General features: G+C 72.6%; 11 protein-coding genes. 4 read left to right on the plus strand and 7 right to left on the minus strand.

The window, feature by feature from the left end:
• The first annotated feature begins 269 nt into the window (after positions 1 to 269).
• On the plus strand, positions 270 to 1,094 hold the full coding sequence (locus ACGFI1_RS07615; RefSeq protein WP_364549640.1) for a Bax inhibitor-1/YccA family protein: 825 nt from the start codon (positions 270 to 272) through the stop codon (positions 1,092 to 1,094).
• A 142-nt stretch (positions 1,095 to 1,236) separates the two neighbouring features.
• Here ACGFI1_RS07615 and ACGFI1_RS07620 read toward each other — a convergent pair whose 3' ends face one another.
• From ACGFI1_RS07620 to ACGFI1_RS07630, 3 genes are all read right to left on the minus strand, one after another.
• Positions 1,237 to 1,464 (minus strand): DUF4287 domain-containing protein, encoded by a 228-nt coding sequence (locus ACGFI1_RS07620; RefSeq protein ID WP_089325573.1) that lies wholly within the window; start codon positions 1,462 to 1,464, stop codon positions 1,237 to 1,239.
• Positions 1,465 to 1,654: 190 nt separating this feature from the next.
• Positions 1,655 to 2,875, minus strand: coding sequence for an acetyl-CoA C-acetyltransferase (locus ACGFI1_RS07625; RefSeq protein ID WP_392783981.1), 1,221 nt, complete (start codon positions 2,873 to 2,875; stop codon positions 1,655 to 1,657).
• A 338-nt stretch (positions 2,876 to 3,213) separates the two neighbouring features.
• Positions 3,214 to 4,326, minus strand: coding sequence for an SGNH/GDSL hydrolase family protein (locus ACGFI1_RS07630; protein WP_392783983.1), 1,113 nt, complete (start codon positions 4,324 to 4,326; stop codon positions 3,214 to 3,216).
• A gap of 183 nt (positions 4,327 to 4,509) precedes the next feature.
• Between ACGFI1_RS07630 and ACGFI1_RS07635 the strand changes: the two genes are divergently transcribed.
• Positions 4,510 to 5,886 carry a cystathionine beta-synthase gene (locus ACGFI1_RS07635; RefSeq protein ID WP_364549645.1) on the plus strand — a complete coding sequence of 459 codons (1,377 nt, stop codon included), beginning with the start codon at positions 4,510 to 4,512 and terminating at the stop codon, positions 5,884 to 5,886.
• A gap of 142 nt (positions 5,887 to 6,028) precedes the next feature.
• Here the strand turns inward: ACGFI1_RS07635 and ACGFI1_RS07640 are convergent, their stop codons facing one another.
• A complete protein-coding gene (locus ACGFI1_RS07640) occupies positions 6,029 to 8,194 on the minus strand; it encodes an MMPL family transporter (RefSeq protein ID WP_386872724.1) in 2,166 nt (721 codons plus the stop codon).
• Positions 8,195 to 8,346: 152 nt separating this feature from the next.
• Here ACGFI1_RS07640 and ACGFI1_RS07645 point away from each other — a divergent pair, with 152 nt between their 5' ends.
• Together ACGFI1_RS07645 and ACGFI1_RS07650 are read left to right on the plus strand one after the other, a co-directional pair.
• On the plus strand, positions 8,347 to 9,495 hold the full coding sequence (locus ACGFI1_RS07645) for a cystathionine gamma-synthase (protein ID WP_392783986.1): 1,149 nt from the start codon (positions 8,347 to 8,349) through the stop codon (positions 9,493 to 9,495).
• Positions 9,496 to 9,586: 91 nt separating this feature from the next.
• Positions 9,587 to 10,726 carry an alpha/beta hydrolase gene (locus ACGFI1_RS07650; RefSeq protein WP_240807884.1) on the plus strand — a complete coding sequence of 380 codons (1,140 nt, stop codon included), beginning with the start codon at positions 9,587 to 9,589 and terminating at the stop codon, positions 10,724 to 10,726.
• Between the two features lie 40 nt (positions 10,727 to 10,766).
• On the opposite strand, the gene ACGFI1_RS07655 is transcribed toward ACGFI1_RS07650, so the two are convergent.
• The 3 genes from ACGFI1_RS07655 to ACGFI1_RS07665 are packed head-to-tail and all read right to left on the minus strand — an operon-like array spanning position 10,767 to position 14,925.
• On the minus strand, positions 10,767 to 11,306 hold the full coding sequence (locus ACGFI1_RS07655; RefSeq protein WP_387069702.1) for a hypothetical protein: 540 nt from the start codon (positions 11,304 to 11,306) through the stop codon (positions 10,767 to 10,769).
• A gap of 27 nt (positions 11,307 to 11,333) precedes the next feature.
• The gene (locus tag ACGFI1_RS07660) at positions 11,334 to 13,433 is read right to left on the minus strand and encodes a vWA domain-containing protein (RefSeq protein ID WP_392783987.1); all 2,100 of its coding nucleotides are present in this window, start codon (positions 13,431 to 13,433) and stop codon (positions 11,334 to 11,336) included.
• Between the two features lie 58 nt (positions 13,434 to 13,491).
• Positions 13,492 to 14,925 carry a sigma 54-interacting transcriptional regulator gene (locus tag ACGFI1_RS07665; protein WP_301177672.1) on the minus strand — a complete coding sequence of 478 codons (1,434 nt, stop codon included), beginning with the start codon at positions 14,923 to 14,925 and terminating at the stop codon, positions 13,492 to 13,494.
• Between the last annotated feature and the right edge of the window lie 143 nt (positions 14,926 to 15,068).

Raw genomic sequence — 15,068 nt, forward strand, 5'->3', positions numbered from 1 at the left:
TCCCCCCCCCCTACGGCCACAGAGTATATAAACCCGCCCGCGGGCCCCCCCCCCAAACCCCCCCCCCCCCCGGCGGGACGTGCGGCCTCCGGGCGCTAGGGCGCCCTCCGGCCGCACGTCCCGTGTTCCTGTGGCCGGGGTTCGAGCATTGGATGTGTTCGGGATCGGCTTTGTGCGTTTCGGGGTGGTGTGGGGGCCATCCACCCTGATCATGCGGGGGGTTCGGCGTTTACACTGGAGGGCCACCTCGGCCGAAAGTGGAGACTCTGATGGAGAGTAGAAACCCCGCGTTCCGGGGGAACGCCTTCGATCAACGGGGCGCGGCGTACGGCGCTGCCGGATATGGAGCGCCCGCGTACGGGGCGCAGCAGTACGGGGCGCCCCCGGGTTACCAGGCGCCCGGGTATGCGCCGCCGGCCACTCGGCCGATGACCATGGACGACGTCGTCGTCCGCGGGTTCCTCAGCCTTGCCGTTCTGGTGCTCGCCGCGGCGGTCTCGTGGGTCGCGGTTCCCACCTCGATCGCGGTCCCGGTTCTGGTGCTCGCGCTCGTCGCCGAGCTCGGGATCTGGGCGTTCATCACGTTCGGCCGCAAGGCGAACGCGCCCCTGGTGCTGTCGTTCGCCGCGGTCTACGGGGTCGCGGTCGGCATCATCAGCCACTCCTACAACGACCTGTACCACGGCGTGGTCTTCCAGGCCGTGATCGGTACGGCGCTGGCGTTCGCCGCCACGCTCGCCGCGTACGCGCTGCGCATCGTCCGGGTCACGCCGAAGTTCGCCAAGTTCGTCATCGCCGCGGGCGCCGCGCTCATCGGGCTGATGTTCATCAACCTGCTCGTGCACCTGTTCGGCGGCGACCAGGGCATCGGCATCCGCGACCCGGGCAGCCCGCTCGCCTACGTCTTCAGCGTGGTCGCGATCCTCGTCGGCTGCTTCTTCCTGCTGCTGGACTTCGACGCCGTCGAGCAGGGCGTCCGCCAGGGGGCGCCGGAGAAGTTCGCCTGGTACTGCGCGTTCGGCCTGGTGCTGAGCCTGGTGTGGATCTATCTGGAGATCCTGCGGCTGCTCAGCTACTTCAGCGGGCGGGACTAGCCCGCGCAATGATCAGCCCCGCGCCGGACGGTGCGGGGCTGATCCGTGTGGGGATCTCTGCGCCGAGGTCGTGGCGGACGATGCGGCACGACTGCGGGGGCATCCGCCGGCGGGACCCCACCGGGTCCGAGGGTGTGCTTCGTCAGTAGTGGCGCGCGCGCCGGGTGCGCTCGTGCTCGCGCACCAGGGCCGCGGCGTAGCCGTGCGAGAGGTTGTGCTCCTCGGCCAGCCAGGTGCTGCGCTCCTCGCAGCGGGTGAACGAGGGGCCGTTCTCGATGGCGGTGAACCACTCGGGGATGTCACGTCCTGTGACTTGCGGAATCCGGGCGATCAGCTTGCTGTGCGTCTCCGGCGAGTGGTTCAGTGACAATTGGCACCTCCAGGTCGCGGGGCTCTTCCTGCTGACTCTGCAACACCTCTCCGCATGTGACAAGACCCTAACGGGGACCTATCTTTTGCGTTACGTAGATCATTTGTAACGGGGATATTCCCCGGAAAAGCGCAGGTGGCCCGCGTGCCCGCCCCATGGGGGCGTGCCGCACGGGCCACCCGGAGAGTGACTAGGAGAGGCGCTCCAGAACCATCGCCATGCCCTGGCCGCCGCCCACGCACATCGTCTCCAGACCGAACTGCTTGTCGTGGAACTTGAGCCCGTTGATGAGCGTGGAGGTGATGCGGGCGCCGGTCATGCCGAACGGGTGGCCGACCGCGATCGCGCCGCCGTTCACGTTCAGCTTGTCGTGGTCGATGCCGAGGTCCTCGGCGGACGGCAGCACCTGCGCCGCGAACGCCTCGTTGATCTCGACGAGGTCGATGTCGCCGATCGTCATGCCGGCCTTCGCGAGGGCCTTGCGGGACGCCTCGACCGGGCCGAGGCCCATGATCTCGGGGGACAGGCCGGTGACGCCGGTCGACACGACCCGGGCCAGCGGCGTGATGCCGAGCTCGGCGGCCTTGGTGTCGCTCATCACGACGACCGCGGCGGCGCCGTCGTTCAGCGGGCAGCAGTTGCCCGCGGTGACCGTCCCGTCCGGGCGGAACACCGGCTGGAGCTGCGACACCTTCTCGTAGGTGGTGCCGGGCCGGGGGCCGTCGTCCGTGGCCACGACGGTGCCGTCCGGCAGCGTCACGGGGGTGATGTCCTTCTCCCAGAAGCCGTTGGCGAGGGCCTTCTCGGCGAGGTTCTGCGAGCGGACGCCGAACTCGTCCTGCGCCTGCCGGCTGACGCCGCGCAGCCCGGCCACGTTCTCGGCGGTCTGCCCCATCGCGATGTAGATGTCGGGGAGCGTGCCGTCCTCGCGCGGGTCGTGCCACACCGGCGCGCCGCCCTCGCCCGCCGTGGCGGTGCGGGCCTGCGCGTCCGCGAACAGCGGGTTCTGGGTGTCGGGGAGGCCGTCGCTGCTGCCCTTGGCGAAGCGGCTGACGGTCTCCACCCCGGCCGAGACGATCACGTCGGCCTCGCCGGCCTTGATCGCGTGCAGCGCCATCCGGGTCGTCTGGAGCGAGGACGAGCAGTACCGGGTGATGGTGGCGCCGGGCACGTTGTCCCAGCCCAGCAGGACGGACACGACGCGGGCCATGTTGTAGCCCTGCTCGCCGCCGGGCAGCCCGCAGCCGAGCAGCAGGTCGTCGATCTGGTCCGGGCCGAGCTGCGGGACCTTCGCCATCGCGGCGGTGATCATCTGGGCGGTGAGGTCGTCGGGCCGGATGTCCTTGAGCGACCCCTTGAACGCGCGGCCGATGGGCGAGCGCGCGGTCGCGACGATGACTGCCTCGGGCATAGCGGGTCTCCTGTCTCAGCGGCCGTAACGGTGTCAACTTACTCACCGGTCACCCGGTCAATCTAACCGCTGGCGACCGCCCCGTACACGGCGGCCCCCGGGCTTAGTCGACGGCGCGTCCAATAAGTGTCGACTTACCCCGGTGCGGCGAATCCCGGCGCCGCGGTGACGGCCGCCCCATGCGCCCGGGACGTGCATCGTCCGAGGCTGTGAGCCGTGCCACCGGCCGGGCCGCCGCAAGCGCGGGCGGTGGGCCGGCCGGACGGCGCTCCGCGGCGCCGGGGCCCGCCTACCGGTGACCGGGCGGGCTCCGGTCGGCTCAGCCACCGCAGGCCGTTTCAGCCACCGCCGGTCTCCGTGACCGGGCGCCGCGCGCGGCGGTCCCGCAGGCGCTGCCGGGCCTGGGCGATGCCGGTCGCGCAGCGCGCCAGCCGGCGCGCCGGAGCGACGGCCGCGAGCGCGGCGGCGCCGGTCGACAGCGGGCGGACCAGCGCCCGCCGCAGCGGGCGGTGCAGCGGGTACCGCAGCGTCGCCCAGCGGCCCCGCGGGCCCCGGTCGTCGCCCGCGACGGAAGCGCCGCTGACCTCGGTACCGGCCCGTTCGGCGGCCTCGGCGGCGGCCTGGGCGACCGGGCGGGCGGCCGCGCCGGGCAGGTCCGGCTCCAGGCCGAGCGCCGCCGCCATCGACGGCAGGACGGCCGCGGCCGCGGCGGCGTAGCCGCGGGCGGACGGGTGGTAGCGGTCCTCGCTGAACATCGACAGCGGATCCGCGGCGAACTCGCGCCCCAGCAGGTCGCCGAGGGAGACCGACCGGCCGCCGTGCTCGACGACGGCGATGGTCTGCGCGGCGGCGAGCTGGCGGCAGGCGCGCCGCGCGAACCAGCGGAGCGGCTGCATCAGCGGTTTCACCGAGCCGAGGTCGGGGCAGGTGCCGACGACGACGTGGGCGCCCGCGGCGCGCAGCCGCCGGACGGCCTCCGCCAGGTGCCGGACGGACTCGGCGGGCCCGATCCGGCCGGTCACGTCGTTCGCGCCGATCATGATGACGGCGAGGTCGGGGCGGGTCTGCAGGGCCCGGTCGACCTGGCCGTGCAGGGCCTGCGACCGGGCGCCGGAGAGGGCCACGTTGGTCAGCCGGACGGGACGTCCCGCCGCGGCGGCGAGCCAGCCGGCGAGGAGGGCGGCGGGCGTCTCGGCCGGGGTGTGGACGCCGAGGCCGGCGGCGGTCGAGTCGCCGAGCATGACCAGCGACAGCGGGTCGCCGCCCGCCTGCGCGCCGTAGAGGCCGTCGGCGGCGGGCGGGTCGCCGTTGGGCGTCGCCTGGATGATCCGGCGGGCGAGCCTGGCCTCGACGACGATGAGGCCGAAGGTCATGCCGCCGAGGGCGGTGATGCCACCGCCGCCGTAGGCCGCGGCCGCCGCGATCCGGCGCGCGGTGAATGCTCTCAACATGCTGCCTTGACCCTCCGTGATCATCTTTCTACCCGCGCGATGACGCTTTGATGCCTGCCCGCTGGATCTCGGCTAACGTCGGAAACGGGAAACCTTCCGGAGCCGCGCCCGCTCCGCCGCGTTACCGGCGGCGCGACCGAGGCGCGGCGCTCAGATCAATCACTGAACGACAAGGATGTCGCGGTGCACGTACACGACTCGCTCGTCGAACTGATGGGCAACACCCCGCTCGTTCGGCTGCGCAAGGTGACGGGGGACCTGCGGCCGCAGGTGCTCGCCAAGGTGGAGTACTTCAACCCGGGCGGGTCGGTGAAGGACCGCATCGCGGTCCGCATGATCGACGCGGCGGAGCAGTCCGGCGAACTGCGCCCGGGCGGCACGATCGTCGAGCCGACCTCCGGGAACACCGGGGTGGGCCTCGCCATCGTGGCGCAGGAGCGCGGCTACCGCTGCGTCTTCGTCTGCCCCGACAAGGTCGGCAAGGACAAGATCGACGTGCTGCGCGCGTACGGCGCCGAGGTCGTCGTCTGCCCGACGGCGGTGAACCCCGAGCACCCCGACTCCTACTACTCGGTCTCCGACCGGCTCGCCGCCGAGATCCCCGGCGCCTGGAAGCCGAACCAGTACACCAACCCGCAGAACCCGCGGTCGCACTACGAGACGACCGGGCCGGAGCTGTGGGAGCAGACCGAGGGCCGCATCACCCACTTCGTCGCGGGCATCGGCACCGGCGGCACGATCAGCGGCACCGGCCGGTACCTCAAGGAGGTGTCCGGCGGCCGGGTGCAGATCATCGGCGCCGACCCGGAGGGCTCGGTCTACTCGGGCGGCTCGGGTCGCCCCTACCTGACCGAGGGCGTCGGCGAGGACATCTGGCCCGAGACCTACGACCGCGACATCTGCGACGACGTCATCGCCGTGTCCGACAAGGACTCCTTCCTGATGACCCGGCGGCTCGCCCGCGAGGAGGCGCTGCTCGTCGGCGGGTCCTGCGGGATGGCGGTGGTCGCCGCGCTGCGCGTCGCCGAGAAGGCCGGCCCGGACGCGGTGATCGTGGTGCTGCTGCCGGACGGCGGCCGCGGCTACCTCGGCAAGATCTTCAACGACGGCTGGATGGCCGACTACGGGTTCCTCACCCCGAACACCGAGGAGGCCCGGGTCGGCGAGGTGCTCACCCGCAAGGGCGGCACGCTGCCGGAGTTCGTGCACGTCCACCCGCACGAGAGCGTGCAGACCGCGATCTCCATCATGCGCGAGTACGAGGTGTCGCAGGTCCCGGTGATGAAGGAGGAGCCGCCGGTGATGGCGGCCGAGGTGGTCGGCTCGGTCGGCGAGAGCGACCTGCTCGACATCATGGTGAAGGGCGAGGCCAAGATGTCCGAGCCCGTCGAGCTGCACATGGCGGCGCCGCTGCCGACGCTCGGGTACGGCGAGCCGGTGAGCAAGGCCGTGGGCGTGCTGGAGAAGTCCGGCGCGGCGGTCGTCCTCGTGGACGGCAAGCCCAAGGGCCTCGTCACCCGCCAGGACCTGCTGTCCTTCCTGGCGTCCTCCACCGGCTGACAGACCGCCGACGGAACGCCGAAGGCCCGGAGACCTCGACGGTCTCCGGGCCTTCTCTTTTCTTGCGGGGTGTCGGATTGCGGAGCCCGACCGGTGGGCGGCGTTTCGGGCCGGGCTCCGCAACCCGACGATCTGGGGGCTCCTACTGGCGGAACCCGGACGGGACGAAGTCCTCGCGCGTGTCGGCGGGGCCGACCGGCTTCTTCTGCTTCTTCGCCACGTCGCCGTGCCCCGGCCACCAGGCCCGGTGGCCCAGCAGCGCGGTGAGGCCCGGCACGAGGAAGATCGCCATGACGAAGGCCGACAGCGCGATGCCGAGCGCGATGGAGAAGCCCATCTGCTGGAGCATCGAGACCTTCGCCAGCAGCATCACCGAGAACGTGCCCGCCAGGATCAGCCCGGCCGCGGCGACCGTCGGGCCGCCGTGCTCGACCGCCAGCGCGGCGGCCTTGCGCGGCTCGTGGCCCTCCTTCGCCTCCTCGCGGAGCCGCGCGGTCATCAGGATGTTGTAGTCGGTCCCGATGGCCAGCACGAACAGGTACAGCATGATCGGCAAGTGGAAGATCTCACCGGGTTCGCCCATCAGCCCCTGGAAGACGTACACCGCGGAGCCGAGGGTCGCGGCGAAGCCCAGCAGCACCGCCGGGACCAGGTACAGCGGGGCGACCACCGAGCGCAGCAGCATCAGCAGGATCAGCGCGATGAGCACGCCGGCGACCGGCAGGATGACCGACAGGTCCCGGTTCACCACCCGGTTGATGTCGCTGTAGATCGCGGTCTCGCCGCCCACGTACAGCTGGGTGCCCTCCGGCGCGATCTTGTGGACGGCCGGCCCGAGATCGTTCTTCACCAGGTTGATCGAGTCGTTGTCGCGCGGGTTGCCGTTCAGCACCAGGTCGACGCGGCCGAGCTTCGGGTCCTTGCCGAGCTCGGCGGGCTGCACGCCGCCGACGCCCGGCAGCGACTTGGCCTGCTGCCCGAACGCGTCCAGCTTCTCCTTGGTGAGCGGCTGCCCGTCGGTGGAGCGGACCATGACCTGCACCGGCACGGTCTGCCCGGCCGGGAAGCCCTTCTGCAGGTCCTTGGTGGCCTGCGCGGACTCGGTGTCCTGCGGGAAGCTGGACTGGAAGTCGTAGTCGGACTTGAAGCCGAGCGCGCCGGAGGCCAGCGCCACCAGCAGCGCGCCCGCGCCGAGGGCGACCAGCGCCGGGCGGGCGCCGACCATCCGGCCGAGCCGGTTGGACACGGTGGCCTTGGGCTGCTTCTTCCAGGACTTGGACGGCCAGAAGACCGCCGGGCCGAGCAGCGACAGGATCGCCGGGAACAGCGTCAGCGAGGTGACGCCCATCACCAGCACGCCGATGGCGAGGGACGGGCCCCACGCGGCGAAGATGCCGAACGACGCGAGCATCAGCACCAGGAACGTGACCGCGATGGCGGCCGCGGCGGAGGTGATGACCTCGCCGACCCGCTCGACCGCCGAGATGAGCGCGGTCTTGCGGTCCTCGCCGGCGCGCAGCCGCTCCCGGTAGCGGAACAGCAGGAACAGGTAGTAGTCGGCGCCGATGCCGAACAGCACGATGGTCAGGATGATCTGCAGGCTGTCGTCGCCGGAGAAGTCGAGCAGCTTGGACGCGGCCCCGATGAGGCCCATCGACACCTGCTCGGTGGCGATGATCACGATGATCGGCAGGATCGCCGCGAGCGGCGCCCGGAAGATCAGCAGGATCAGCCCGATGATCAGCGCGAAGGTGGCGACGGTGATGAGCGCGAAGGACTGGGTGAAGGAGTCCTCGTTGTCGACGAACGCGGCGACCTCACCGCCGACCTTGGCCTCCAGGCCGCCGCCCAGCTCCTTCGGCAGCTGGGTGCGGATGTCCTTGATGGCCTGGCTCTGATCCTTGGCCGCGTCGCCGGTCGCCTGCTCCATCGGCACGGTGATCAGCTGGATGGACTTGTTGGGCGCCACCGCCTGCGGGCCCGTCACGAAGCCCTGGACCGTCGGGTACTTCTTGGCCGTCAGGTTCTTGGCCGCCGCCGCCACCTTGGTGCTGTCCGCGGGGGTGATCTTCCCGCCGTCGGACCGCTGCACCACGATCAGCGCGGACAGGTCGGCCTGCTCCGGAAACGCCTTCTCCGCCAGCTCGGCCGCCTGGACGGACTCGTACTTCGACGGCAGGAACTCGCCCTGGTCCGACTCGGTGGTCAGCTTGGGGGAGAAGGCGATGATCACGACCGCGGCGGCGAGCCACGCCACGATCGTCCACCACGGGTGTCTCACGACGAAGCGCGCGAGCCGAGCGAACATGGGCTTCCTTAATCAAGGTCGTTGGGATACCTCTAAAACGGTAGAGATCGCGAAGCCCGATGGGGTCACCCGCTGCGCTGAAATGGGGGCTGATACCTCCGGGGGAGTGCCTCCTCCTCTAGGAGGGGCGGCGGGTGGATAGCCTCGTACCCATGGACAACGAGGTTCAGCACGGGTTCGAGACCCTGGCCATCCACGCCGGGCAGGAGCCCGACCCCGCGACCGGCGCGGTCGTCCCGCCGATCTACCAGGTCTCCACCTACAAGCAGGACGGCGTCGGCGGCCTGCGCGGGGGCTACGAGTACTCCCGGTCGGCCAACCCGACCCGTACCGCGCTGGAAGTATGCCTGGCCGAGATCGAGGGCGGCGCGCGAGGACTGGCGTTCGCGTCCGGGCTCGCCGCCGAGGACGCGCTGCTGCGCGCGGTCTGCAAGCCCGGCGACCATGTGATCATCCCGGACGACGCTTACGGCGGCACCTACCGGCTGTTCGCGAAGGTCGCCGAGCCGTGGGGCATCGCGTTCGACCCGGTGCCGCTCGGCGACATCGCCGCGGTGCGGGCCGCGGTGCGCCCCGAGACGAAGATCATTTGGGTGGAGACGCCGACGAACCCGCTGCTCGGCATCGCCGACATCGCGGCGCTCGCCGCGGTCGCGCACGACGGTGGCGCGCTGCTCGTCGTCGACAACACCTTCGCCTCCCCGTACCTGCAGCGCCCGCTGGACCTCGGCGCCGACGCCGTCGTCCACTCGACCACCAAGTACATCGGCGGGCACTCCGACGTCGTCGGGGGCGCGCTCATCACTGCCGACCCGGCGCTCGGCGAGCGCCTCGCCTTCCACCAGAACGCCATGGGCGCCGTCGCCGGGCCGTTCGACTCCTGGCTCACCCTGCGCGGCATCAAGACGCTCGGCGTGCGGATGGACCGGCACTGCGCGAACGCCGAGCGGATCGTCGAGATGCTGACCCGGCACCCGGCCGTCCGGCAGGTCCTCTACCCGGGGCTGCCCTCCCACCCGGGCCACGACATCGCCGCCAAGCAGATGAAGGCGTTCGGCGGCATGGTCTCGTTCCGGATGGAGTCGGAGGAGGCCGCCGTCCAGGTGTGCGAGCGGACGAAGCTGTTCACGCTCGGCGAGTCGCTCGGCGGCGTCGAGTCGCTGATCGAGCACCCGGGCCGGATGACGCACGCGTCGGCCGCCGGATCGCCGCTGGAAGTGCCCGCCGACCTGGTGCGGCTCTCCGTCGGGATCGAGGACGTGCACGACCTGCGGCGCGATCTGGAGCAGGCGCTCGGCTGAACGCCGGCTGAGAGTCCCCCGCCCGTTCCCGCCCCCACTTGATCAAAACATCTATACTCAGCGCGCCAGGTTCGTAAAGGAGGGGCCCGGGGTGCGCAAAGTACTGGTCTGTGGGGCGGCGTTCGCCGCGGCGTGCGTGTCCGCCGTCGCGATCCCCGGGGGCGCCCATGCGAACGCCCCGGCGCCGACACCGTCCGTGGACGTCCCGTCGGCGCCGCCGGGCGGCCCCTCCGCGGGCACCGGCTCCGGCGGCACCGGGAGCGGGTCGCCGTCGGCGCCGTCCACCGCGTCGCCCGGCGACGGCGCGACCGGGCAGGACGGGGAGCCCGACGACGCGACCGCCACGGCGCACGCGGTCATGGTCACCCCGGAGCTGCCGAAGTTCCGCACCTACGCCTACGGAACCGACACCGCGCAGAAGATCGACGCCTACTGGCGCGACAAGGGCGCGGGCGCCGAGGCGCGCCCGGTCGTGCTGTTCCTGCACGGCGGCTACTGGCTGCACGGCGACAAGGGCGGCGGCTGGAAGTACGTCGCGCGGCGGCTGACCGAGGAGGGGTTCGTCGTCCTGTCGGCGAACTACCGGCTCGCCCCGCGCGCGCACTGGCCCGCGCAGCGCGACGACGCGCTGTCCGCGCTCGACTTCATCCGCAAGCACGCCCGGCTGTGGAACGCCGACCCGTCCCGCGTCGCGGTGATGGGCTCGTCCGCCGGCGGGCAGCTCGCGACCCAGCTCGGCACCCTCGGCAAGGGCACCCAGCGGGTGCGCGGCGTGGTCGCGCTGTCGCCGCCGAACAACCCGTTCCTCGCCTTCAAGGACGGCGCGAAGCCCGGCGCCACCGCCACCCAGCGCAAGTTGCGGCGGGCCGTGGTCGACCTCCTGGACTGCACGCCGGGCGCCGCGCCCGGCACCGGCGCCGAGACCGAGACCGGTCCGGGCGCGGAGCCCGGCGGCGAGCCCGGCACCGGCACGGACTGCTGGCCGCGGGTGGACGACGCGAGCACGCTCACGCACGTCTCGCGCGGGGACGCGCCGATGCTGCTGATGCACGGCTCCGGCGACTTCGTCCCCGTCACCCAGAGCACCGGGCTGGCGTCCGCGCTGCGGGCGGCGGGCGTCAAGACGACGGTGAAGACGGTGGACGGCCGGCTGCACGCCTCGCAGCTGCTGACCGACCCGGACACCTACCCGACGATCGTGAGCTGGCTCAAGAGCCACCTGAAGAAGTAGCGGGCGGGCCGCCCCGGAGCGGGCGGCCGTTCCGGGCGGCTCAGCCGTTCCAGACCATCAGCACGAGGATCACCAGCCACAGCAGCGCGACGACCCCGGAGAGGGCGGCCAGCCGGCCGCGCTCCACCTGCGCGATCTCGCCGCCCGCCGCGGCCGCCGGGGCGGGGGACGCGCCGTCCGCCTCGGGCTCGCTCTTCTCCGCCTCGGCCTCCGTCGCGGTGGCGGGCTGCGGGGCGGGCGCCGTGCCCGCGCCACCGGCCGCCTCCTCCAGCAGATGCGCCGCCTTCCGCTGGTCGCGCTCGATGATCAGCAGCAGCGCCAGCGCGACGATGAACAGCGTCATCGACACCGTCAGCCACGCCTGCGCGAAGTTCCCCTCCGCGAGCCCCAGCCCGAACAGGAAGATGCCCAGCGTCGCGAGGCCGTAGACCCGGGTCGTCCAGTTGAGGAACCGGACCACGGGCGCGTTCCGCTTGCGGATGTAGCGGGGCGTGGACATGGTCGCGGCGGTCAGCGGGCCCAGCGTGAAGATCGCGAAGCCGATGTGCAGGATCAGCAGGATGCGATCGGAAGTCGACATGACGCCGACCCTAGCCCCTGCCCGCGGTCAGCGGCGGCCCCGCCGCACCCGGAGGTAGTCGCTGACGACGTACTCGCCGAGCCGGTCGGCGTCGGGCGCGAACACCCGGCCGCCGTTGCGCCGCGCGACCTCCTCCACGAACGACACGAGCCGCCGGTCCTCGGCGAGCATGAAGAAGTTCATGCCGGCGCCGCGCCGGGTCATCTTGTCGACCTCGGCGAGGGTGAGGACGAGCGTGTCGGTGGACGGCGGGTAGTCGAACAGCGAGCTGCCGTCCGGGCGCAGGTGCGCGGTCGGCTCCCCGTCGGTGACGACGAGCACGATCGGCTCGAAGTCGGGGTGCCGGTCCAGATGCCGTCCCGCGATCATCAGCGCGTGGTGCAGGTTCGTGCCCTGCACCATGTCCCAGTCGAGGCCGGCCATCTCCTCGGGGTGCAGCACCCGCGCGTAGTTGGAGAACCCGATGATCTGGATCGCGTCCTGCGGGAACTTGCTGGTCACGAGCGTGTGCAGGGCGAGCGTGGTCTGCTTGGCGACCGCCCACGTGCCGCGCAGCACCATCGAGTACGACAGGTCGACCAGCAGGCAGACCGCCGCGCCGGTGCGCCGCTCGGTCTCGTGCACCTCGAAGTCGTCGACGCCCAGCCGGACCCCGTTCGGCCGCGGGCCCGCGGCGGTGCCGGCGCCGGCGCCGGTGATCTCGGCGACGTCGGCGGTGCCCGGTTCGACCAGACCCGGCTCGGCGGGCGCCGGCTCGACGACGCGCGCCGTCGCCGCTGGACGCGTCACGAGGCCCGTGCCGCCCTCCATGGCGCTGCGCCGGATCGCGTTGCTCACCGTCCGGACGACGTCGAGGGGCTGCTCGTCGCCGAACCGCCACTCCCGGCTCGCCCCGGTCAGCTCGCCCGCCTGGCCCGCGTCGCGCTGGTCGTGGTCGCCCGGCCGGCCCGAGGCGAGCTGGGAGAACACCCGGCGCAGCGCGGTCTCGCCGAGGCGGCGCACCGCCTTCGGGGTGAGCTCCAGCTTGCCGCGGTTGCGGCGCAGGTAGCCCTGCCGCTCCAGCTCCTTCTCGATGCGGCGCAGCGCGTCCAGGTCGTCGACGGCCTGCCGGCCGAGCGCCCGCCGGACGGCGTCCTCGTCGATGTCGTCGAGCCGGGCGCCGGGGTAGTCCTGGCCGAGCGCCGCCTCCAGCTCGCTCAGGTCGGCCAGCTCCGCGAGCGCGGTGGTGGCGTCGCCCATCCCGAGCGGGTCGTCGCCGGTCATCTGCTCGGGCCGCCCCCAGCCGAGGTCGGGGCGGCGGGTGCGCAGCGCGTCGCCGAGCCGGGCCATCTCCATGGCGAGGCCCGCGTCCTGCATGGCCTGCTCCATCAGCCCGCCCAGCTCGGCGCGCTGCTCGGGGCTGAGCGAGGCGAGCAGCCGGTCCATCGCGGCGGCGCGGCGGGCGAGGGAGTCGACCAGCTCCTCCAGGTCGCGCGGCTCGTCGGGGAACATGTCCCCGTACCGCTCCATGAAGCGGTCGAAGTCCTCCTGGGTGTGCTCGCCGCGGGCGTCGCGGTCGAGCATCCCGTTGAGCTCGGCCATCATGTCCTTGACCCGCTGCATGGCGGCCGGGTCCTGGTTCTCCAGGGCCTGCTTCATGCCCTGGAACTGCGCGTCCAGCACCTCGCGGCGCAGCAGGTCCTTCAGCTGCTCGAAGGTGCGGCGGGCCGCGCCGGACCGCCAGTCGTAGTCCGACAGCCGGCGGATCGCCTGCGCGGTGTCGGACGGCAGCGTGTCCAGCTCCGCCTCGCGGAGCCGCGCCTCGTCGCCCGGGTCGGGGAACAGCTCGGCCCGCTCCTGGCCGATCGCGGTGTCGAGCAGCGCGCGCGCCTGCTCCAGGGTGCCGTCGAGGCGGCCCCGGTCGCGCAGCGCGCGGCGCCGCTCCCGCACCTGGCGGAGCAGGTCGTCGAGCCCGCGGCGGTTCCGCGCGCCCGGCAGGCCGCGCCGCAGCAGCTCGCGCAGCGCGTCGTCGGCCCGGGTGCCCTCCAGCACCGAGTCGCCCAGCGCGTCCAGGGCGTCGCGGACGTCGTAGGGCGGGGCGAGCGGGTCGGGCCCGTCCTCGTAGGCCCCGTAGCGATATCGGCTCATCGATGTTCCTTACGCGTGGAGACCGGCTGAGCGGACGACCGGGTCGAGGGGCTCGGGGTCAGGTGCGGTAGGTGGCCGTCCCGTCGGGCCGGCCCTCGGCGACGTCCTTGGACAGCCGGCGGGTGAGGAACAGCCCCTCCAGGGCGAACTCCAGCGCGGCCGCGGCCTGCCCGGGGGACTCCCCGCTGAGGCCGAGCCGCTCCATGATCTTGGCGAGGCCGGGGACCTGGCCGACGCGGCGCAGCAGCTCCGCCGCCGGCACCAGCTCGCCCGACTCGACGCGCTCGCCGGAGTCGAACTTGTCGAGCAGGCCGGTCAGGTCGGCGGCGCCGAGCGTGCGCCGGTAGGTCTCGGCGATCGCGCGGCGCAGCAGGTGCTCCAGCACCTCCTGCTCGCGGCCCTCCTCGCTGACCTCGAACTCGACCTTGCCCATCAGCGACGGGACGACCGCGGGCAGGTCGCAGACCCGCGCGACGGCGTGCTCCTCGCCGGTGAGCGCGGCGCGGCGCACCGCGCCCGCCGCGACGGTCTCCGCGCCCGCGAGCGCGAACCGCGCCGACACGCCGGACCGCGCGTCCACCGCCGTCGACTCCCGGACGAGCCGGGTGAACCGGCCGATCACCTCGATCAGGTGGTCGGGCACCTCGGCGGGCAGCCCGGCGAGGTCGGCGAAGTCGGACTCCTGCCGGATCAGCGCGAGCTCGGCGTCCAGTTCGAGGGGGTAGTGGGTGCGGATCTCGGCGCCGAAGCGGTCCTTCAGCGGGGTGATGATGCGGCCCCGGTTGGTGTAGTCCTCGGGGTTGGCGGACGCGACGAGCAGCACGTCCAGCGGCAGCCGCAGCGCGTAGCCGCGGATCTGGACGTCGCGCTCCTCCAGCACGTTGAGCAGCGCGACCTGGATGCGCTCGGCGAGGTCGGGCAGCTCGTTGATGGAGAAGACGCCGCGGTTGGTGCGCGGGACGAGCCCGAAGTGCACGGTCTCGGGGTCGCCGAGGGTGCGGCCCTCGGCGACCTTGATCGGGTCGACGTCGCCGATGAGGTCGCCGACGCTGGTGTCGGGGGTGGCGAGCTTCTCGCCGTAGCGGTCGTCGCGGTGCAGCCACCCGACCGGGAGCTCGTCGCCGAGGTCGGCGGCGAGCCGGCGGCAGCGCACGCACACCGGCGCGTACGGGTGGTCGTTGATCTCGCAGCCGGCCACCACCGGGGTCCACTCGTCCAGCAGCCCGGCCAGGGTGCGGATCAGCCGCGTCTTGCCCTGGCCGCGCTCGCCCAGCAGGACCAGGTCGTGCCCGGCGAGCAGGGCGCGCTCCAGGTGGGGGAGGACGGTGTCGTCGAACCCCAGGATGCCCGGGAAGCGCGGCTCGCCGGATCGCAGCCGGTCGAGGAGGTTGCGGCGGATCTCGGCCTTCACGGAGAGCTGGACGTGGCCGCCGGCGCGCAGCTCGCCCAGTGTTGTCCCAGAGGGAGTGGTTTCACGGGTGGATGGACGCACGAGATCGACACTACGTCGCAGTCGCCGGGACTCGCACCCTCGCCCCGCGGATTCCCGCCGGACCGCGGATCGGCCTGCGGATCCGCCCGGAATCCTCCCGGAAGGGCCTGGAATGCGGCCGAGGGCGAGCCTGGGGAATCGTC

Origin of the sequence: Actinomadura geliboluensis, from assembly GCF_043197915.1 — a bacterium.
GTDB lineage: Bacteria > Actinomycetota > Actinomycetes > Streptosporangiales > Streptosporangiaceae > Spirillospora > Spirillospora geliboluensis.